This is a genomic window from Metabacillus niabensis (genome assembly GCF_020524345.1).
In the GTDB taxonomy this organism is placed as follows: domain Bacteria; phylum Bacillota; class Bacilli; order Bacillales; family Bacillaceae; genus Metabacillus; species Metabacillus niabensis_B.
The window spans coordinates 1-22348 of sequence record NZ_JAIVLH010000015.1 but is presented as its reverse complement, the minus strand read 5'-3'; the positions used below and the strand labels follow the sequence as shown (position 1 = coordinate 22348).

Here is a 22348-nt window from a genome sequence, read left to right as displayed (position 1 = left end):
GGGACCTGTTCCCTCGATTCGCATATCTCAATCAAAACTGGACCAAGGGACCTGTCCCTCTGTCCCTATCCCGCAAATTCCACAGCTTGGCGAAGGGCTTCGATTAGGCTTTTTTCGTCTGCGATTCCTTTGCCGGCGATGTCGAAGGCTGTGCCGTGATCGACGCTTGTGCGGATGATTGGCAGGCCGACCGTGATGTTGACGCCTGCGTCTAAGCCCAGTACTTTAACTGGTCCGTGTCCTTGGTCGTGGTACATAGCGACAACGACGTCGAAGTCTCCGCGAACGGTACGGAAGAATAATGTGTCTGCAGGTAGCGGACCTACTACATTGATTCCTTCTCCTTGTGCTTTTTCTACACCCGGAACGACCTTTTCGTCTTCTTCTCCGTAACCGAATAATCCATTTTCTCCTGCGTGTGGATTGATTCCGCAAACAGCGATTTTTGGTGACTCAATACCTGATTTTTTCAGTGTTTCATGGGCAAGTTTGATGACATGGTAGACACGCTCTGGATTAATCATTTTCACTGCATCGATGATTCCGACATGTGTTGTCACGTGAATGACTTTTAAATTAGGCGCTGACAACATCATTGAGAAGTCTTCAGTCCCTGTTAAATCTGCAAGAATTTCTGTGTGGCCAGGGTATTTATGGCCGCCTTTGTGTAAAGCTTCTTTGTTTAATGGCGCTGTACAAATGGCATTGATTTTGTTTTCTTTTGCTAGTTCGATTGCTTTTGCTAAATATTCAAAGGCCGCATGACCTGCTTCTGGTGACACTTGACCAATTGGCAGATTGGCATCCAATAGATTTAAATCTAAGCAATAAACTGTACCAAAATTATATGGTAAGTTTTCAATAAGGTCAGCTGTTACAGACTCAACGATTAGCTCACTGTTTACAAAACTCTTTGCTCTTTCAAGAATTTTACTGTCACCGATTACTAGAGGTCTGCTTATCTTATATATTTCTTCATTTGCTAAGCTTTTTAGAATTATTTCCGGGCCAACACCCGCTGCGTCCCCCATTGTAATGCCAACGATTGGTTTTACTTGATTCATGCTCTCACCCTTCTTTTGTTTGCCATGTATTTGACTACATTGACTAATGATTGTTCATGCCCAAATCCACCAGCTTTTGTGACCGCCCAATAGCTGCGATCCTCACTTCTTAAGCGACCGAACGGAAGACCTGGTTCTACTTCAGAATATAGCTCCATTTCTGAAATCGCTAATTCCGAGCAGACTGCCTTTGCTGTATCTCCGCCTGTCAGAACTAAACCTTGAATAGAGGCGCAATTTTCCAAAAGACCTTTCGCAATCTGTCCAAGTCCTCGAGATATCGCTTCACTTACTTCCGTTAAATGTAAACCAAGTGCTTCGCCTGCTTCCTTCGCTGAAACACGGTTTTCCTCAGAAGCCTCTACATATAAAACATAGTGTTCGTATTTTGAATGTTGGTTTAGTTGATCCAAATAGTGATCTAATTTAAACGTATTTTTCACTAAAGTCGCAGGATCTACTTCCATAAAGAAAGAATTTTGCAGAAATTCTATTTTGCACAGCTGTTCTCTCGTTACTTGAGATAAGCTACCTGAAACGATTAACGTCTTTTCAATTTTGATTTCTTCCTGATTTTCTTCATTAGAATGTGTTAACTGAAGAGCATCTGGTAAATATTCAATTAATCCGGCTGACCCAGCCCAGACCGTTTTCTTGTTCAGGCTAGAAAAAATGCCACAAATTCTTTGTAGATCTTCTTCTGTTTCACTATCACATACAAACCATGTTACCCCTTGATTGAGGGTAGTCGTAATGATTTGGTTTATTTCTTCTACAGATTGTCCCAGCATACGTTTATCAACTAAGGCAATTTTACGATCTTGATATTGCGTTAATAATTCCGGTATAAACGCTTCTGTTACCGGTGTTTTCGGATCCTTTGAAAACTCCGTATCCGTGATTAACACACCATTCACATAATGATTTCCATCAATTATTTGACGCTTCATTTTTGGAAAAGCCGGCGCAATCACGACAACTTCCGGCTGATACACCTGTTCAACAGCTGATAATTCAGCTGCAATATTTCCTCTTAATGTTGAATCAACCTTTTTATATACATGTTGATAGCCTTCTTTATGAAGGAATAAAGCAGCTTGGTAAGCCCCTTTATACGCTTCTTCTTGCTTCTTCGCTCGACTATCTGTATCAACGATTAACACATCCGGCTTTGTCGCTAATGTTGATGTTTCATAATCAAACACAACCGTTGATGATAGATGTTTTTTTGCTAATTGTACACCTGAATCATTCGCACCTGTTAAATCATCAGATATTATGCCAATTCTCTTCTCCACTCTTATCACACCCTTAGACGTTTGCTTCTTTTACGTCTTCTTGTTGTTCAAATTTATAGCCTTTTTTCTCTAATCGTTTCACTAAGAACCCAACATAGATTGGCAGGAGGATCGCCGTTGTTACCGTTGATGCTGCTACCTGGACAGTAGCAATGTCAACAACTTGCGCAAAGCTCGCATTTGCTGCCGCAATCGCAGCCGGTGTTGCTACTGCGTTTCCTGCTGTTGAACCTTCTGCAGCTCCAACGATTGGATTCCATTTTAATGCTTTAAAGACGAAATATCCTGCTGTACCTGTAACAAATACCGTTAACAATCCAAGAATAATACCCGCTAATCCACCTTCAAGGATGGCTCCAAAATCAATTCCCATCCCTAATGCAAATGCGAAGAACGGAATTAACATTGAGCTACCTTTATCTAAGAACGTACGCATGTCTTCATCAAGGTTACCTAAAACCATACCAACTAAAATTGGCAGTAACACTGATATAAATGAAGTTAATGAGAACATACCATCAACAAAGCCCATTGCTCCAAAAATAGATAGCGCAATCATTGTTAAGAAAGGACCATCATTAAGCGCTAAAAGTGAATATGCCGCACGATCTTCTTTACTTCCGTATTGACCAACTAATGCAACGAATAATCCGCCATTACTATTTGTCATGGCTGCGATAACAGCGATCGGAGCTAAACCTAACCATAATCCATTGTCACCAGCCAATAAGTAAGCGATTAATCCAAATACCGCACCTACTGCCCATTTTGTTGCTAAAAGTGTTGCCCCTTTACCAACTGACACACCAAAAGATTTCACGTTAATTTGTGCACCTGTACATAATAGGAAAAGTGCAATCAATGTACTCGCACCGTCTACAAATAGTGCTTGAGTAAAGTTACCAATACGTAATAAGTCCGGGAAAAATGTATTTATTAATGCTGCAATTAGCAACGGTACAACCATCATACCGCCAGGAATTCGATCTAAAGTTGCTTTTATCTTCATAATTGTAACACTCCTTTTATAATTGTTTCAATATTAAACACTAAATATATTTAGTAATCGGTTACAAGAATTATTGTAATGGCTTACACAATATTTTGCAACACATTAAATATAAAATGTTGTATTTTGCAACAAAACAAAAAGCAAGCTGAACAGTTATTGTTTCAGCTTGCGCCATAAAGTAGATCGATTAATTCCTAACCGCTCTGCAACTCTTGTTTGATTATGATTTTCTTCTTCCATAATATGCTCAATAATTCGTTTTTCTATTGTTTCCAATGTACCAGAAAGAAATTCCTTATCCACCGTATTTGCTTCTTCTATTTGCTCCTCGACATGTTGCTGGAGAAGTTTTTTCCCTAGAACATAACCCTTTTCTTCTAAAACAGCTGAGTGAAGAATTGATCGAAGCTGTGCGACATTTCCAGGCCAGGAATATTCCTCTAACAGTTCCATCGCCTCTTCTTTCATTTTAATGACTGATGTTCCAATTTGACCGTGAAAAGCAGCAATAAAATAGGTCGTTAACGGTCTAATGTCATCTTTTCGGTCTTTTAGAGATGGGATTTGCACACGTACTAGATCATTGTCATAAATGAGAGAATGAGGAATTTCCTCTTCCTTTGTAAGAGCCAAGACAATAGTTAGGTTTTCCGTTTTTAAATGTCCCAAAATTGTTGTTAGCTTTTTCATCTCTTTTGGTGATAATGCTTCTATTTCATTTAAATAAAGTGTTCGTATATCACGATCTATTCCATGTTCAAGCAGTAACAGACTTTCAGCCGCTATATTTGCATAAAGTCCCTGACCGTTGTTTTTCTTATAATGAATGTACTGAGAGAGAAGCTTCTTTCCTGTTCCTTCACTTCCAATAAGAAGCCATTGATCATGATTTACGTTTTTTTCAATGAGATTCATACACCTTTTCATAGCTTGACTGTTTGAAATGATCATCGGTTGCTGTGAAATGGTTTCAACATGAATGTATTGTTGATGAGCATTTTGAGTAGTGACGATCGAGTATTGAAAGAAGTAATATTCCTGAGCTTCGATCACTTTCTTCTTTACAGATTGTTTTATCATATGCTGCTCACTTGTTTTAAAGATTCTTACATCATTATTTAGATTATTTTTTTCAAGAATGTATTCATGCAGTTTGTTTAGTGGAAGTGGACATTCTTCAAAATCAGTCCAATGCTGATAGGCCATGTTACCATCACGTGATAGGACGATGATGTTTGAGGATGCTTCCTCTAATAGCGAGCGAAGCAAAGTAATCTCCTGCTGCTGTCTTTGATGCAGACGATAAATAGACTTTGCCTTATGAAACGCCTCAAAAATGGCTTCCCGGCCGGACTGTATCAAAATCCCTTCCACATTATGCTTGATTGCCGCATCCATGGTAATAACATCACCCATAATGAGCTCATAGCCCTCTTGCTTAAGGTTTTCAACCAGGCCATCGACCTCTTTCGCCTTTTCCACGGTGAACACATCAATTTGGATCTCAAGTAAGTCCGTAATCGCCTTCGCACCTAATGTAATATTCGAAAAACCAACAATTGCTTTTTTACCCGGAAAATCATTCGCGAGCGTCAGCACCCTAAGCATGTCATAGCCTGACACATGAATATCGATAACCGGGATATTCACCACATCTTCAACTAGCTTGGATGTACCCCCACGGCTGATGATCACATCAAAGCCTTCATCTTCCGCTTCCTTCGCAACCGGAATGGCCTCCTGAAGATTCGCAACCTTCATATATAATTCAAGCTCCTGCTCCTCCTGCCGACACTCTTCAATTAAATGACTCATCGCCGGATAAGGAGCAATAACTAACGTTTTAATTCTCATTTGATTTGATCACACCTGTTTTCATAATTGGGATGGGGCCTCGCTGTGGGCGTGGGACGGGGGGACAGGTCCCTTGTCCCGCCTGCTTTTAAAGTTGAACCTATGTATGTTTTAACACCCGTTACTTTCATTTACTTTCTCTTCCTCTTACACTCTAACTCATTACCATCAAGTGGGTCAATGAACCTGTCCCTCTGTCCCAAAGGACTTAAGTATTCAGCAATTCATCCTTCTATCTATCTTTCAGCATCCTGTTTATCTTCTCAATATCAAACTCTTCATACCCCTGCATTATCCCCCATTGAACTGTATGTTTATAATCCTGATGCTCTGGATTTGCTAGAATGGAGAGGAATTCTGTATAACCGGGAACCCCACCTACATCTTCCGGCGGAGTGTTTCCTTCTCCTTCAACGCATAGTGGGTAATAGTGATGATACTCATTTATTACCTTCTCAACTTCAATTTCGTGCTTCCAATCATCACCAAAATCATAAGTGTATGTTAAAGTTTTATATGCAGGCATATACTCTGATAGCTTTATACCTTTTTCATGCTTCATTTCGGTTTGTTTTGGATAAGCTAAGGCTTTTTCATCACTTACAAGATTGATCGTTGGTTCTGCGTCATCATTATAAATAACAAATTCATGAAGGTGATTATTTTTCCAGCCAAATGTTGATTGAAGAATTTTATGTAACTCATGAAATGACCGATTGACCGGAACGATGATTCGACGCCAAACTTGGTGATCTTCCAGCTTTAGTACCACTTTTAGTTGTACCGCCTTCGTCTCAAAAATAGGCTGACCTGCAAATATCTCAAGTTGTTTATACATCTCTTCATTCGGATAAATATATTTATTTTTCCCGTCACCAACTAAACTCCGGCTAACACGTTTACTTAACTCTGAATTAATGACAGATTCTTGATTCAAGTAGTCCAGAAAATAGTATGTTGTTTCACATGCCTTGTTCAATCTTGCCACCGAAGTGCGGTCCTTCGTTTTCGTATAGGTGAAATCCATCGATAGAGTTAGAAACTGCTCAATTACTTCTTTTTTAACTCCTTCAGCTTCAAATGTTTCGCGAATCGCATTCACAATGAGCTGATCAAGATACTTATAATCCTTTACCTTTAGACCATGCAAAACAATGACATACCTGGAAAGATCATGAATGAGTACAACCGTTTTTCTACGATTTACAAGAATAAAATGGGCATGCCATGAGAAAAGTGCATTTTGTTCTTCGATTGGCTCATGAGGCTTTAATTTAAGTTGCTCTAACAGTTTTTTTGTACATTGAATGAGCATATTCGCAAATCTCCTAATCTGATTACTTGGATAGATACTTTATTATAATTGAACCTGAAGAGAATTAAATAGCAGGAGGTTCTTCAGAATAAATTCGTCATAACTTGTCTTCAACCTAGTGGGACGAGGAACCTGTCCCCGTGACCCAGTCATGTAGTTCCCAAAAGAGTTTGCTTTTGTTTTCTTGGCGTAGTTTTAGGGTGAAGGTTTCGTGTAGGATGCGGTAGAAGTAACCTTCGAATGTGGTGTGAATCTTTCCCCTCTTTTTTGCAAAGACTGTTTGTTTGAAGGCGCTGATGATGCAGTCCATAAAGTCTTCGATTGTTTTCCCGTGATCGAACTTGTTATAAACGATCATGACTCGGTTCCATAGGTTATATATATCGATAGCGTTAAAAAATGGTTGTGCGGTTTTTTTGAATTCTTCCGGGATAGATTCTGGTAGATAACTGGAGTCTAACTCTTGCAGTGTTGGTTCACATGCCTCTCTTACGTTAGTTCGTTCTTTTGTTTTTTTCTCACAGAGTGAGCTTTGTTTATTCTCTGTTTTATTAGGAGTGACAGGTGCAGTGACATTCTGGGGTGACATAGTAGTTTTTATAGAATCGATTGACTCAAATGCTTGAATGATTAAAAGATTTACACCCTGTTTTCCATTCATTCTTGCGGTTGGAACCTTTTTAATGATTCCTCTCTCTTCTAAAAATTTTACAGCACGAATGACCGTACGTTTACTCAAACCCACTTGTTCAGCAATATAATCATATTTGGCAAAGGAAACTCCGACAACTTTGACAGAATGCTTCCAAATGAGATGAAGAACAGCTAGAGTTCCCTCTGATAATTCAGCCTTATGTTTATATAAAAATCCACGAACTGACTTGTCCATTTCATCAACTGTTGTAAATGATTGATACTTTTGGATTGTGTCATAATTTAGTTTTTCCACGTTTTCTCTCTCCCTATCATGTTTGATGGATGATCGACATTTTGTCTTCCACCGGTTATATAGGGGTTTTTTGAGATAGAGTAGCGTTAAAACTAAATATTTTTTAAATTTTTTGGTGGTACAGGGGGACAGGTTCATCGTCCCAATTCCCCCTTACACCAGTGTTCATATCTAAGATCAATTCACTTTCTCTATTGGACCAAGGAACCTGTCCCTCTGTCCCTGTTATTCAATTCCTAAGTCTACCAGGTAAGCGGTTGGGTTTTTCTTGTTTTGCAGGTGGACGATGACGTTTGTTACTCCGCCTTCACCTATTAATTTTCCGCTGTAGAGTAATCGCAAAATGATAAAATCTTCATTAAAGTAATTTGTTCTGGCAATAAGGATTCTACATGTATCAAAGTCCATCTCCTTTGAAATCGTTTCAAAATCTAGATCAAATTGTTCTTCATAGATATCGTTGCCTTTTGCATAATTCTCGAGTGTTTGAATCTGCTGGTTTCCATCTGAAAGGTCTTCGACAGCACCATTTAGGTACACAAATTTTCCATCTTCACTTAGTAAATCATTATCTTTTATTTCTGTTATTTTGTTTGTTTGTACATTAAGGATATATATTTTATTTAGAACACTTCGATAGTCTCCTTCTCCCGGAAAGAGATCGTAAAAGGGTTTCAGTTCGTTTGAATTAAAAACCTCTTGAGTTTCTCCATATTTGAGTTGAGTAATTGTAAAATGAGATAATTCTCGATTGATAAAGAGGTAATATAGTTCATTCTGATATCCTGATTTTTCTATATCCTCAAGTACTAGTACAATATTATTTTCGTTCATATTTTCTATATTTACGATAAATTTAGTGGCGCTTGTCACTCCATATTCTTTCATCTCTTCATTGAGATCAATTGTTCTTTGATTCTGAAGCAATTTGATTTCCAATTGATTATTTTCTTTCATTGTCACCGATGGTAGGGAATATTCATCCATGTTCTTTAATGGAGTACGTAGCTTGATTATGTTATCATTCTGTTTTAAGTCATATAACCTCAAGCTCGGGTCATCCGCTCGGATCAATGGTTCATAATAGTCCTTCAACTGTTCTTCAGTAAATTTATAATAGGTAACAGAAGTTTGTTCTTCATTCCTATTACTATCTGAAAAAACCAAAGTGCCGTTCTTATTCAGTAATTCCCGATCAAAACTACCAGTTACATAATGCTGGATAAAATCGCTTAAAGCAGGGCTCGTCTCGGTAGGAAGACCTTTTTTATAAGTTATTTCAGCCACAGACTCTTGATTGGTCATTTTATCTCCTTCACACCCAGAAAGAAGCAGCAATAGCAACAAGAAAAAACTAAGTGTCTTACTATGTGTTTTCACGATTATCATGCTCCTAAATGGTACAGGGGGACAGGTCCATCGTCCCTGTCCCCACTCTCCATGTGTTCATTATATACATGTTATTCATATAAGGATTTATTCCCTTTCAAAATGGACCAAGGAACCTGTCCCTCTGTCCCACCTGTTATTCCATCCCTAGGTCTACCAGGTAAGCAGTTGGTTTTTGCTTGTTTTGCAGGTCGACGATGACGTTTGTAAATCCAGCTGTTCCTACGAAGGTTCCTGTGAAATTCAGTCCTAATATTACATAGTTTTCATTAAAGTAGTTTATATTTGAAGTACTTACACCGTTTGTTTCTAATTCTAATTTTTTAGCAATTGTATCAAAGTCCAATACAAATTCCGTTTCATACGTATCGTTACCATTAGCATAATTCTCAATTGATTGAATTTGTTGTGTACCATCAGTCAGATCAGGTTTCCTGCCATTAATGTATACATATTTTCCATCTTTACTCAAAAGGTCATCTTCTTTTATAGTAATAATTTGATTCGTTTGTGTGTCTACAATTGTATCGCCAAAGAGATAAGAATAGTTACCTTCAGAATCCACTTTTGGAAAAACATCTAAATAGTTATCTAATTCACCTGATTCCAATGTTTTCTGTAAATCCTTAAAATGCAAACTTCTAACAACATAATCAGTTAAATCTTTCTTAACAAACAGCCCTAAATAAAGGCTACCTCCTTCTTCAACTTCAATACTAGTATCTTCAATTTCTAAGGCAAAAAACTCTTCATTCACTGCGCTCAAATTAAAGATAAGTCTATCGGAGTCTTTTACATTAAACTCTCTCATAATTTCGGATAATTGCAGGATCTTCTCACCTGAATTTGTTTCGATTTTCAAATGGTTATTTTCCTGCATTGTAACTGAAGGAAGATTATACTCTTGTGGTTTATCAATTGATTGATTTATTGTTTTACCAGCATTTTCGCCAAATGTTAACGTAGTAAACGTTGATTTCGGATCTTCCTTACCCAACAGAGGTTCAATATATGACATCAATTGATTTTCACTATAATTGTAGTAATTTATTGTCTTTTCATCACTACTTACATTCTCAATTGTGTGGATAAAAATGTCGTCTTTTTCCTGCAGTAATATACCTCTGTTTGTCATCTTAAAGCGTATAAATTCGGTTAAAGCTTGACTGTTTTTTGTAGGAAAACCTATTTTATAAGCAACTACACTTTGCCCAGCCATATTCTGTACACATCCAAAAAGTAAAAGCAAAGGCAAAAGAATAAGACTTATTTTAGTGAACTGTTTTTTCATGATTATTATACTCCTACTGGAACAGGGGGACAGGTCCATCGTCCCTGTCCCCACTCTCCATGCGTTCATAATATACATGTTATTCATATGGATTTATTCCCTTTCAAAATGGACCAAGGAACCTGTCCCTCTGTCCCACCTGTTATTCCATCCCTAGGTCAACTAGGTAAGCAGTTGGTTTTTGCTTATTTTGTAGGTCGACGATGACGTTTGTTCCGCCGCCTTCACCGATTGTTTTTCCTCTGTAGAGTAGGTGCAGAACGATATAATCTTCATTAAAGTAGTTTGTTTTGGCTATACTAATCTTATTCGTTTCAAAATCCATCTTCTCTGAAATTCTGTCAAAATCAATATTAAATTGTTCTTCGTAGATGTCGTTCCCTTTTGCATAATTCTCTATGGTTTGAATTCGTTGTTCTCCGTCTGAAAGCTCTTCGGCTGCACCGTTTAGATAGACAAATTTACCATCTTCACTTAATAAGTCATTATCTTTTATTTCTGTTATTTTATTTGTCGTTACATCCAGAATAGAAATATTATTAAAAAGACTCTTATAATCCCCTTCTCCTGGAAAAATATCATAAAACGGCTTAAGTACATTTGAATTGATAATCTCTTGAGTTTCTTCATATTTTAATTGGGTAATCGTAAAATCAGACAAATCCCGTTTTATAAAGAGATAATATAACTCTCTTAAACGACTTCCTTTAGCTGTATCTGCAAGCACAATTACAAAATTTTCTTCATTCACCGCTTCAATATTCATAATAAACTCAGTTGTACCTGTAATACCATATTGTTTCATTTCATTATTCAAATCGATTATTCTTTGATTCTCAGTTGTTTTTATCTCCAATTGATTATTTTCTTTCATAGCTATAGAAGGAAGGGAATACTGTTCATAATTTTCTAATGGATTTCGTAATTTTCCCAAACTATTGCTTTGTTTCAATGGATTCAATGATACATTCAACTCTTCCGTTTGAAGTAGTGATTTATAATAGTCTTTTAGCTGTTCTTCAGTAAATTGATAGTAAATAACCGATGTTTCCTCTGCACTCCTATTTCCATCAGTAAAAATCAAGTTGCCGTCTTCATCCACTAACTTTCGATCAACACTGTCACTAAGAACATGCTGCATAAATGTTGATAAAGCAGAGCTGGCTTTTTGAGGAAAGCCCTCTTGATATGTTGTCTCATATTTTTCTTCAGATGACGATGAAGAATCTTGATTTGCCATATTATCTTCCCCACAACCAGAAAGAAGCAACAATAGTACCAAGAAAAAACTAAGTTTATTACTATGTGTTCTCACGAATATCATGCTCCTATTCTTTTTGTTTGTCATTCACTTCTTTTATCAATTCGATATAATCTGAATCTTCAATTTCATAAATATGTGCTGGATCCGTTACACCTGTGCCATGATCAATCTCAAATTGAGGTCTCTGATCGACTAATTCACCTAAAATTTCACCAGTTTGACTCTTAACAGAAACTGTGTCATCACTGCTAGTTTTATATTCCGTTGGTGGCTGGTAATAATAAGGAGAATAACTAACCATCTGTTCTGTTCGGTATCCAGCAGAAGCCGTAATATCCATTTCCAATAGTTTACGATATACTTCTGGGTTCGCTGATTTCAAATGATGAATATCGTCCGTCATCGGTTCACTTCTCATATCTGTATAAGCATTACTATAAAGCATATCTTCATTATCATTTTGATTATCAAGATTAAAGTCTAAATAATCACTTGTATTTTTCGGATCCTGCCCAATGATTTCTGCAAGCCAACGTGCACTATCTGCTAAGGAACCTAATGTATTTGTATCATAAGGTGTTCCAATCGTTGTAATACTACGAACATGATCAGGATAGTCCATTGCAAACTGGAGGGATCTTCTTCCACCATAACTGTGTCCAAACATGTCTATTTTTGTTGTTTCATTAATGAGACCCATTTCATTTAGTTTTTCAGCTAAATCATCACTAGTTTCTTGACGATGTTCATTTTTTTGTTCTGTGTCATAAACAATATGAACACGTGCATTATTATTCATGGACGATTCTATCTGTTCAAAATTCAGTACATCTCCCATTACTTTGTTTCCCTTATCATCCTCAGTAACAATAAAATACTCCACATCGCCATTTCTAAGCATACGAACAATAATATCATCTACTTGTGCCCCTTCAGTCGCACCCTGAAGAAACTTATTTGATGTATCCTCAATCCCATGCACATAAACCGAAACATTATTAAACCCAGAAAAATCCCCACTCACATTATTTTCAGCATTGTAAAGAATCCGTATATCTGTTAACGCAGAACGCACAGGCGATCGGTACAAACGGACCGCATTTTCAAATGCAAGTTCAATGTCATCCAAATCATATTTCAAACTGTTATAGTTCATGATGATGTCGTTAATATCCATACTCATGCTTTGGATTCTCATAAATTCAGTACCCGACTCATCATCTTCAGGATCATACTTTCTCCAAGCCTCTTCCAAACAAGTTTGCAAATCACTAATCCAGCCATCGACCGTACTTTTTGTAGCTGCAATATCCAATGTGATCAAGCTGCCGCCAACAGATGCTGAAAGCCCAAAAACAGTACTTACATTGCTACTGAATTTTTCATAAAGAAGTTGTGACCCCGCGTCAGTCAAGACTCCATTAGCCGTTGTTTCATGTCCTTTTATGATTGCCGCAACTTCCGGATGTCTTCCATACACGTCATACCCTCCTTTACTTTACCAGTTGTTTAGAAATCAGATTATCAACACGCTGCAGTTCCTCAGTTAATAACCTCGCACTTTTTAACAAGTCTTCTAATCTATTCCTTGCATTTCCCACAATCGAAAAGATCTCCTGCTTTGCTTCCGGCCAAAGATCTGCAACATCTCCCCAAGGAAATTCTGTATCAAACATGACATGGTCTAGTAATGTATGAAAATCTCCCAGCACTTCATCAAGCGCAACCATGTTTCCCTCAAAACGATCTGTCGCCTGCTTCAGTGATGCAGGAGTCAGCTTCACCTCATCTTCGATTCTGCTTGTTGAAAAAGTATAATTGATTTCAGCCCGGCTACTCGATCCAGCTGGCCCCCCAGTTGACTCATCAACCGCTTCCACCGCCTTAACAAAGTTCAGGACCGTATCCGCAAAATACAATAAACTGCTGCTTGCCTTGCTAAAAAACGCCAGATTATTCACCATTTTATCCTGGAGACTTATCGCTGCCTTTCCAGTATGTCGATCTAACTCTTGTTTAAATGTCGTCATATGTTCCAACAATAAACTAAATTTTCCTTCTAATTCTATAATGAGCAAATGAGTTTTCCCCGGTAAATCCTTATTAAATCGAATTGTCCCCATGATCATCATCCTCACGTTTTTCCGCTTCTGCTAACAAAGCATCCAACTTCATTTCCTTTTCATCGACATATCCGTAATGATACACAACATGAATATCTTGATGATTAAATAAAATAAATTGTTCTTTTGCATTCGTAAATCCGTTCGGATAATTCACAGCCGCATAGTCCCTGATCACTTGATTTGTTTCTGAAAATAATTGTCTACCTATAATTAATAACCGTCTTGAGTCATCATGCAGCCCTACAACACTTCCAACTGGAAGATAATGTTTGGAAAAAATCATGTGAGATCCGCTCCTTATGTTAAAATGAAATACTATGATCAACGAGTTTTTTCCTAATATTAGTAATAATCACACACTTACTCATCTTACATGACGTTACGATCAGTATAAATAGTTAAAAAATCACCTTTTTTTATTTTTTTAGACTGAAAAAGTACTATGGAATCTGATTTCTTAATATGTAAAAAATGAAACCTTACAAGATAAATTACCGTATTACACTTAAAGATTTTTTGAAAAGATTGGAGGGATTGGAATGGAATGGATACTCGTTGGTGCTGTTTTAATTTGGTTGATTTTCTTTTTATGCAAAAAGCTCTCTTTTACATTCGGCCTATCTCCAGAGACTTTGGAAATAAGGCCAATAAAAGGATTAAAAAAGCTGAGCGATGACCTCGAGAAGTCCCTTAGTAACAGCTATATGGAAGTTGTAGAAGAGAGGGTACAGCGAGAAAATAGGCTAAAAGAAAATGAGTACAAGTGGCGCCTTCTGGATTTAAAACGTTATTTGATTTTGACTTCGCTTTTAAAGGAAGCTCCCATGTTTAGCGACAAAGTCGATGAACTGTGGCATCAGATGCTGATGTTTACCCGTGAGTATGATGAGTTTTCAAAGAAATTCCTAGGAACAACTCTTCATCACAGTCCAAATGTAAAAGTAGAGCCTGATCCTGATTTCCGGGGATTTTTCGATTGGATCTATGCTGAGCTTTTTTTCATTCGAAAAGAGAATATCCATCTTTATCAGGGATTTTTCAGGCACCCTGTGCATCCTGATATCATTGATGATTTTAGATATTTATCGGAAAATGAACTAATAGATTTATATTTTAAAAGTGATAGCCATTATATGAATACAGTGCACGCACTGATCACTTCCATGAAAAAAACGGCAAATAAGGTAAAAGATCATAAAAAAAGTGTGATCCAAGACAAAATGAGAAAATGCAAAAATGAGCAAAACTTTAACAAAATGCTTGTTCCAGTCTTATCTGTTTCTTATTTTCATTATGATGAGTTTTTAAGTTACATGAAAATCAGCCAAAAAAGTACATCATCAAGTTGTACAAGTTGTGGGACTGCCAGTTCATGTAGTTCCTGCTCGTCCGGGGGTAGTTCCTGCTCAAGTTGTGGTGGAGGTGGCGGGGATTGATTCTGGATGATACACAAATACTTGAACAGTAATAAAAAGAGAAGTGCCTGTTACACTTCTCCTTAAAACTCTGCAGTCAGGGTAATGGTTTAATGGTTCTTTCGAAAAATCGGGACAAGGGACCTGTCCCCCTGTACCAAATTAGATGTTAAATTTCTTCATTAGGTTTTGTAAGTCGTCTGCTAGTGTTGCGAGTGATTGGGAGGAGGCTGAGATTTCTTCCATTGATGCCAGCTGTTCCTCGGTTGCGGCTGAGATGTTTTGTGTGATGGATGCTGATTCTTTTGCCACTTCGCTTACTTCGTTGATTGAGCCTGTGACGTGCTCTGTACCTGCCGTGAGGTCTTTTACCGCTTTTGAAATATCTTCAATTTGTGAAACCACGTTGTTTACGGCGATATCAATTTTTTGGAATGAGCTGCCTGCTAAGTTGACAACTTTGATACCTGAATTCACTTCTTCAGATGCTTTATTCATTGTGTTTAGTGTGTTTTCAGCATCTTTTTGGATTAATGAAATTAAGTTTGAGATTTGTTCAGTTGATTTATTTGATTCTTCCGCAAGCTTTCTTACCTCATCAGCTACAACTGCAAAGCCTTTTCCATGCTCTCCTGCTCTTGCTGCTTCGATTGCCGCATTTAAAGCTAATAGGTTGGTTTGCGCTGAAATACCTGAAATCACATTGGAGATTTGGCCAATTTCAGATGTCCGTTCATCCAGGCTTTTTACTGCCTGAGATAAGCTTGTTACATTATTATAAATGGAATCCATCTGCTTATTTACTTGCTCGATTGCCTGGTTTCCATCTTGAGACATTTTTGAAGCATGTAACACATCGTTTGTTATTTTTTCTGTATTATCAAAAATCGATTTCGTATGATTCATGATGTCATTTATCACCACTGAGCTTTTATCGACATTTTGAACCTGCACGTCTGATCCTGATGCTAATTCTTGAATTGTGATCGTAATATGCTCACTTGCTTTGCTATTTTGCTCAGCACTTGCGCTTAATTCTTCAGCAGCCGATGCTACTTGCTGTGTGGAATCATTGACTGTCGCAAAAATTGATTGTAGTGTCATGGACATTTGATTAAATGAGGAAGTAAGCTCACCCATTTCATCTTTCGATTGATAGCTTCCCTTGCCTGTGAAATCTCCATTTTCCGCTTTTGAAAGCAGACTCTTCATTTCATGAATTGGTTTGACAATCATCCGCGCGATGACCATGCTAAGTACGACTAAAAGAATAAGTGCAATGATGATAATAATGAAAACAAACGTCATTACTTGGTCTACTCTTTCTTTATTCTCATCGTTAATTGAAGAGGCGTAAGTTAAATTGTTTTGCTGCATACTCTTTAATGTTTCATTTAATGCTTTACGATTTGGTTCAACAGATTGCAGATACAAATCATATGCATCTTCATTTTTATTCTCAAGAGCTAATTTAATGACTTGATCTCTGGTCGAACTCAATGCTTCAGCCTTCATCGTATATTCATCAATCAACTTCACATTTTCAGGACTCAAATGTTTCCCTTTTAAATCATTGATAATAGCATCCGCTTCTTCCCATGCGGACGTAATTTCATCGCGTAGTTCATTATTTCTTTCTGGATCTTTTGTTACTAGCAGCTCAATTGTATACGCATCACTTGCTCTTGCATTGACTCGGATTTGCATAATCGAATTAAGTGGGATAAGACTATCCTTGTACATCTCCTCTGAATCCTTCGCCATCTCTTGAATATAATGCAACCCCAAATAACCAACTGTACCAAGTGCTAATGCACTGACTATGATGATGATTAGCAGCTTTTTCATCATTTTTAAGTTTCTTAATATCTTCACTTGATGATCTCCCTCTGATTTTAATTTCAATTTTCTATCTATAAATAATATCGGTTTCAAAAGGAGGTTGTTGAGGTAAAAACGACTTTTTATCATTTACCAATTTAAGGGACTGGTTGGAACAGGGGGACAGGTTCATTGTCCCTGTCCTCCATGTCTATTTTTGTAGAAAAATGTCGAATTACTCATGAGGATTTATGCTATTATTGAAATATCTTTTTAACATTGGATGTGGAAAAATGAAAGTTGGGAAAATGGTCTGGTCATTGGCCATTATTATTCTTTTAGCTATCAATATAACGATATCCATTACTGTTCCATCCTGGCAAAACGGTGTTCCTCTCTCGCTACTCTCTTTTTCTTTCCTATTTCCTATTTGGATGTACTACAAAGAAAATAAACAGTTAACTCTAAAAAACAAAGAATCAAAATTACGCTATGATGAACTACTGAAACAAAAGGAACAGTCGGTGGAAAAAGCAACTCAACTAGATCAGTTTATACAAGGAATTCCTGTTCCTTTATTTTCAATAAATATGAAGAATACACAATGTTATTTTTCTGATAGTCTTAAAGAGCTATTGAATTTGACTAGCAGCATTTCAAAATTTAGTCACTTAGAAGAAAAAGTTCACCCTATAGATAAACAACAATTTTTAAAGGATAAAAAAGCATGGTTGTCAGGTTATCCATCTATTTCAAGGGTACGACTTCAGAGAGACAGCCATCACCTTCTATGGGTTGAAATAAGAACAAAGATTAGTGTTAATCCTTCTGGAAAAGTAGATTCCATTTCTGGAATCGTTATAGATATTACAAAACAAATAGAAACAGAAGAAAACTTAAAGCGAATGGCTTATTACGATTCTTTAACCAATTTACCAAACAGAGTCATGCTACGAAGTCATTTGAAAAAAGTTATATCCCGAGCCAAAAGAAAAGAACATAATATTACGATTATGTTCTTAGATTTAGATGGGTTTAAAAATATCAATGATACTCTGGGACATGATACAGGAGATACACTTCTTAAAGAAGTAGCAAATCGTTTAAATATTAGTGTAAGGGAAGAAGACCTCATCTCACGGATAGGTGGAGATGAATTTATCATCGTCAGCGAAGAGACACAAAAAGAAGAAGTAAAAACAATTGCTGAACGGATTTTGACTAACACAGCTAAACCGTACTTACTAAATGGTCAAATTGTATCTGTAACACCAAGTATTGGAATTTCCACTTATCCGGATGATGGTCATGATATTGAAACCTTAATTAAAAATGCAGATAAGGCAATGTATTTAGCAAAGGATAGAGGGAAAGCTAATTTTCAATTTTATACTGATAAACTTGAGGCATACCGGCCAAAAGAATCTTTAGTTGAAAAAGTGCTGAAGATATTTCAGAAATGAAAAAGCATTTTATAAGGGCTTAACCTTACAATTGGGAACAATTGAATATCATAAAAAATGACTACTAAAGTAGCCTGCATTTCTCACTCATTTAGATAAGTAACCATCTTAGAATTCCATCAATAACTTCAGCTGCAATGATGATTAGCATGATAAATAAGACAATGAGAATAGAGGTAATACTGTAGTCATATTTATCAGTACTCATTTTCACACCCCTTTATTTAAAAATGATGAATTCAATAAGAGAGAAGATATGTTTCTATATACCTTATCTTCTCTCTTTCTTTTTTATATTACATGCAGAAATCATACTATTTGAAACTGGCAAACTACCAGTTTTGTATTAAATGAAATATTTCTCTATTCTATCAAGTTACATTCCGCTATTAACCTAACATTCCTCGACAAATTCTGAGCTGGTCCGTGATTATCTCTTCTATTGAGAGACTGGACCAGTGAACCTGTCCCTCTGCCCCTCATCATTGAAAATCCAGTACTTGTATTGTAATGGTTTTAATTGGGTCGCCTTTTTCGTTGTCTGATGTAAATAAGTGTGATTTGCTGTAGCCGTCGTCTAGTAATAGGTGGTATCCATTTTCGTTATTGCTTACTTCATCGAGGTATTCAGCATAAACTGGGTCTGGATTGTATGCTTTGACTACCTCGTCAAAGTTTTTATAATAGGTTGATGCTTTTTCTCCAATTATTTCAACTTTATACACCTGATTGCTAGATTTAGAGATGGTATAAATAGCATCGGTATATTGCAATGTTATATCGCTGGATAATTCCTTTTCGCTTTGTGCTTCTCCAAATTGTGCTACTAATTCATCTTTGGTCATACCAAAATGAAGTTTTTCATAAAATTCGCTGTAAAGATCATAAACTATTACAGTCTCTCCTGCATTTTCAGATGAATGATTTGTGTCTTTTTCTAATTCATAATCATCCAATAAAATAGAGCTTTTAGAACTTATTCCAACTAATCTCTCACTATCAGCACTCTTCATCTTAAATAAGAATGCTTTCCCACCAGTATCTTTTGATTCATATTCTTCAACGAATTCTGGTGTTTCGTACTCGCTTGCCAACAGGATTTCTGCTTCTTCTTTTGTAAGTTTAAGATCTTGGTCCTCAATTAATTGATGATCCCAATCTTTCATTTTCCAAGAATCTTCCTCTTTCACTAAATTGAAGCTCCATAAAAGACCTATATTGCTTAGTTCTGTTGCAGGCTCTAAGGCTTCTATATGTAACTTATTATTATCGGTTTCTTCGAAGGTAAAATGAACGTCGTATTCGATATGCGGTTTAAACGAAGCATCACATTCACAATAATACTCTTGAGACATTTCTTTTAATGTCGTATCAATAAAGCTTTCCGTTGCAAAAGGCACAAACTCTGGCCTAAGTAGATTAAAATCAGGAGCATTAGCCGTATTCCATCCATTTTCTTCACCGGAGCTTACAAATACTTCAAAAATAGCATCCAAATTTGTTCTTAGAAGATCTTGCACTTCATTTTGTTCTAATTCACCTTTTAATTCTTCTACTATCTCTTGTTCAGTAGTTTCCACTTCTGTTTTTGCTAGCTCATTATTAGAACAAGCAACTAATAATACAATCATTAATAATAAAAAGCATAACTTAAATCTCATCTTTCTCTCCCTTTAATTCAATCTTTCTACTTATAAACGAAACCAGTAAATTATATCACTTAATGTGAAAATTTAACATATAAAAGTTCTAAATACCCAGATATTTAGAACTATTTGTTGAACTATGAGAGTTTGATATGAGAACTAATACTCCATACTTTACTATGGCGAAAACTATTCTAAGCAGGTGTTAGAAGCAGCACCGATTGTTTGTATTTAAAAAGGAGAAGTGCGCGAACACTTCTCCTGCATTATTAATTTGAGTGGGATACGTAGGAATGGGACGATGAACCTGTCCCTCTGTCCCTAAACAAACCCAAAAGCTCTTTTGCATGTTGTACTTCATGGTCAGGCTTAAAGACAGGATTTTCGGGCAATGCTCTTTTTCGGTGGTTCATCCAGATTGCCTGCCAGCCAACTTGTTTTGCTCCGATGATATCTTTTTCAAAAGAGTCTCCGATATAAACTGTTTTCGTTTTATCTAGCCCTAGTTTTTCTTCCATGATTTCAAAGATTTCCCGTTTTGGTTTAGCGTATCCATGCGTGCCGGAAATGAAGATGTTTTCTGCGGGAATCCACTTGGTAAGTTTTAACTGCTCAATCTTTTTCTCCTGGTGCTTTTCTTCTCCATTCGTGAGGATCGCAAGCTGAGTTCCTTCCTTGTGAAGAGCTTCTAATAATTCTTCTATTTCATCAAATAAGATAATTTTCTGTTGTTCCTCCACATAAAGGTGATGAAATGCTTCGGCTTTTTCTATATCTATTGGGATATTAAACTCGTTACATGCCTTAATAATACGTCCAGTTTGCCATTCAAATTGGGTGATTTCACCTGCTTCACTTTGATCAAATAGGATTTCGCTATGCTTTCTACTTACTCTATAAATTTGATCAATCTCTTTATCTGTAAACGAGCCTTCAAACATTTTTCTAAATGTCTGATGAAAGGATCGTGCTTGGTCATATAGTGTGTCATCTACGTCGAAAATAATTGTTTCCATTTTTAATAGCCTCCTTACCTCTACTCTCATCTTAACACGAAACATAGGGGGGAATTTATAGGAACTAATAAAGAGCCAACAGGTATTGTTGACTCTAGATAACTTCTTTCATTTATCAAATTTAACAAACAAGAATACAATGAATAGGTAAAAAAGCAGAAAACCTGGAATAACAAATAAAGCTTGCGTTTCACCATCTATGAGCATAGCACATTCATCCTAGTTTTTTTGCTTATTATTCCCAAAGCACAATTCTAAAATGTATACATTGCTAAAAATCTGTAAGAAGAACTCCTCTTTTTTTAGCTGCTTCTTTTAAAAGTGCTAATCTATTTTCAGTTTAAATACAAAGTAAAAATCTATGATCAATTCAGCTGGTAAGTCGGAATATTCAGAACACATCGCTCCGTACTCCTTGGTCCATTTTCTCCAACCAACATACCCACATTGTAATAAAATTAAACCTATTGGAGCGCATAAAAAACAGTTCCATCGCATAGAACCGTATTCTTCATTCAATTTATTGGGTGATTTCTGGTGGGTATCCTGATTCACCTAAAGGTATGTGATAAAGGTAAGAGCTAAAATAAGAACGGTAAAAAAGATCACGACATAAGATGAAAACTTTAAAATCATATTTTCCTTTTTTTAATTGCGCTAAAAATTTGATCAACTAAAAAAAATAGAAGTAATCCAGAAATCAAAATAATTAGAGAACTCGATATTAACGGTTTTCTGTATAAAGTCTCAAATATTGAATTAACTAATAAAATTATACCCCAAAAAATAAAGGTAAACCAACATGCAGTGTCTGCGTGTTGAGTGTTATTTTGTGATTTCTTAAAAAACATGCTAACTCCTTTCAGACCAATTCTCAGAATCTTGCATTTTATACTACCTGTTATTTCCAATCAGGTAAACCTCAATAACAAAAATGATTATTTATTACTATTTTTAAATCCTATATGGACTTTTATAGCTCGGAAAAGACATTACTATATTATTTATATTTTCGGATATAGCTGAATAGTAAATTGATCTTTTTCTTCCACTCTTATTGTCGACTCCTTTTACCCCTTTCTTATTAATACTGAATTTTTATTTCCTGCGAATCCTGATAACCGTTACTTGATAACCCAGTAACCCGGGAACTTTCACTTTATTTGAAGGTTTATCCCATGTATAATAAGAATATAATAAAAAAAGAGAAGTGCGCTAACACTTCTCCCTGCAACCTCTACCGTCAGAGTGATGGTTGTCAAAAAGTTATTTTCTTTGAGAACCACCCTTTTGCTTCCTACGGCGCTGAACTGCACCCCAAAAGTTAGAGTAAAGAATCTAACTTTTGGGGTGTTTTATTAATGTCTAGATATGATGAAAAATTTAAGCTTATGGTAGTGAAAGAATATCAAGAAGGACAACTTG

General features: G+C 36.4%; 17 protein-coding genes. 2 read left to right on the top strand and 15 right to left on the bottom strand.

Going from position 1 to position 22348, the window contains the following annotated elements:
• Positions 1-65: 65 nt before the first annotated feature.
• From pdxA to LC095_RS16575, 12 genes are all read right to left on the bottom strand, one after another.
• Positions 66-1064, bottom strand: coding sequence for a 4-hydroxythreonine-4-phosphate dehydrogenase PdxA (gene pdxA / locus LC095_RS16630; protein ID WP_226529200.1), 999 nt, complete (start codon positions 1062-1064; stop codon positions 66-68).
• Positions 1061-2362, bottom strand: a complete 1302-nt coding sequence (locus tag LC095_RS16625) for a four-carbon acid sugar kinase family protein (RefSeq protein WP_226529199.1) — start codon at positions 2360-2362, stop codon at positions 1061-1063. Before LC095_RS16625 ends, pdxA begins: the two co-directional genes overlap by 4 nt.
• A 13-nt stretch (positions 2363-2375) precedes the next feature.
• Positions 2376-3371, bottom strand: a complete 996-nt coding sequence (locus LC095_RS16620; RefSeq protein ID WP_226529198.1) for a 2-keto-3-deoxygluconate permease — start codon at positions 3369-3371, stop codon at positions 2376-2378.
• A 156-nt stretch (positions 3372-3527) separates the two neighbouring features.
• The gene (locus LC095_RS16615) at positions 3528-5228 is read right to left on the bottom strand and encodes a sigma-54-dependent transcriptional regulator (RefSeq protein WP_226529197.1); all 1701 of its coding nucleotides are present in this window, start codon (positions 5226-5228) and stop codon (positions 3528-3530) included.
• Between the two features lie 232 nt (positions 5229-5460).
• The gene (locus tag LC095_RS16610) at positions 5461-6543 is read right to left on the bottom strand and encodes a plasmid pRiA4b ORF-3 family protein (RefSeq protein ID WP_226529196.1); all 1083 of its coding nucleotides are present in this window, start codon (positions 6541-6543) and stop codon (positions 5461-5463) included.
• A 115-nt stretch (positions 6544-6658) separates the two neighbouring features.
• The gene (locus LC095_RS16605; protein WP_226529195.1) at positions 6659-7492 is read right to left on the bottom strand and encodes a helix-turn-helix domain-containing protein; all 834 of its coding nucleotides are present in this window, start codon (positions 7490-7492) and stop codon (positions 6659-6661) included.
• Between the two features lie 225 nt (positions 7493-7717).
• Positions 7718-8872, bottom strand: coding sequence for a hypothetical protein (locus LC095_RS16600; RefSeq protein WP_226529194.1), 1155 nt, complete (start codon positions 8870-8872; stop codon positions 7718-7720).
• A gap of 145 nt (positions 8873-9017) precedes the next feature.
• Positions 9018-10172, bottom strand: coding sequence for a hypothetical protein (locus LC095_RS16595; protein WP_226529193.1), 1155 nt, complete (start codon positions 10170-10172; stop codon positions 9018-9020).
• 142 nt (positions 10173-10314) lie between these two features.
• The gene (locus LC095_RS16590) at positions 10315-11412 is read right to left on the bottom strand and encodes a hypothetical protein (protein WP_226529192.1); all 1098 of its coding nucleotides are present in this window, start codon (positions 11410-11412) and stop codon (positions 10315-10317) included.
• Between the two features lie 88 nt (positions 11413-11500).
• On the bottom strand, positions 11501-12916 hold the full coding sequence (locus LC095_RS27125; RefSeq protein WP_226529191.1) for an alpha/beta fold hydrolase: 1416 nt from the start codon (positions 12914-12916) through the stop codon (positions 11501-11503).
• 13 nt (positions 12917-12929) lie between these two features.
• Positions 12930-13559: a hypothetical protein gene (locus LC095_RS16580; protein ID WP_226529190.1), complete on the bottom strand. Its 630-nt coding sequence runs from the start codon at positions 13557-13559 to the stop codon at positions 12930-12932.
• Positions 13540-13845, bottom strand: a complete 306-nt coding sequence (locus LC095_RS16575; protein WP_226529189.1) for a DUF4176 domain-containing protein — start codon at positions 13843-13845, stop codon at positions 13540-13542. The genes LC095_RS16580 and LC095_RS16575 overlap by 20 nt, the downstream gene beginning before the upstream one ends.
• A gap of 256 nt (positions 13846-14101) precedes the next feature.
• On the opposite strand from LC095_RS16575, the gene LC095_RS16570 reads away from it, so the two are divergent.
• Positions 14102-14998, top strand: a complete 897-nt coding sequence (locus tag LC095_RS16570; protein ID WP_226529188.1) for a hypothetical protein — start codon at positions 14102-14104, stop codon at positions 14996-14998.
• Positions 14999-15139: 141 nt separating this feature from the next.
• On the opposite strand, the gene LC095_RS16565 is transcribed toward LC095_RS16570, so the two are convergent.
• Positions 15140-16852 carry a methyl-accepting chemotaxis protein gene (locus LC095_RS16565; protein ID WP_226529187.1) on the bottom strand — a complete coding sequence of 571 codons (1713 nt, stop codon included), beginning with the start codon at positions 16850-16852 and terminating at the stop codon, positions 15140-15142.
• A 206-nt stretch (positions 16853-17058) separates the two neighbouring features.
• Between LC095_RS16565 and LC095_RS16560 the strand changes: the two genes are divergently transcribed.
• Positions 17059-18261, top strand: coding sequence for a sensor domain-containing diguanylate cyclase (locus tag LC095_RS16560; RefSeq protein ID WP_226529186.1), 1203 nt, complete (start codon positions 17059-17061; stop codon positions 18259-18261).
• 482 nt (positions 18262-18743) lie between these two features.
• Here the strand turns inward: LC095_RS16560 and LC095_RS16555 are convergent, their stop codons facing one another.
• Both LC095_RS16555 and LC095_RS16550 read right to left on the bottom strand, forming a co-directional pair.
• Positions 18744-19922 carry a DUF1311 domain-containing protein gene (locus LC095_RS16555; protein WP_226529185.1) on the bottom strand — a complete coding sequence of 393 codons (1179 nt, stop codon included), beginning with the start codon at positions 19920-19922 and terminating at the stop codon, positions 18744-18746.
• A gap of 254 nt (positions 19923-20176) precedes the next feature.
• Positions 20177-20923, bottom strand: coding sequence for an HAD family hydrolase (locus LC095_RS16550; RefSeq protein ID WP_226529184.1), 747 nt, complete (start codon positions 20921-20923; stop codon positions 20177-20179).
• Positions 20924-22348: the final 1425 nt, after the last annotated feature.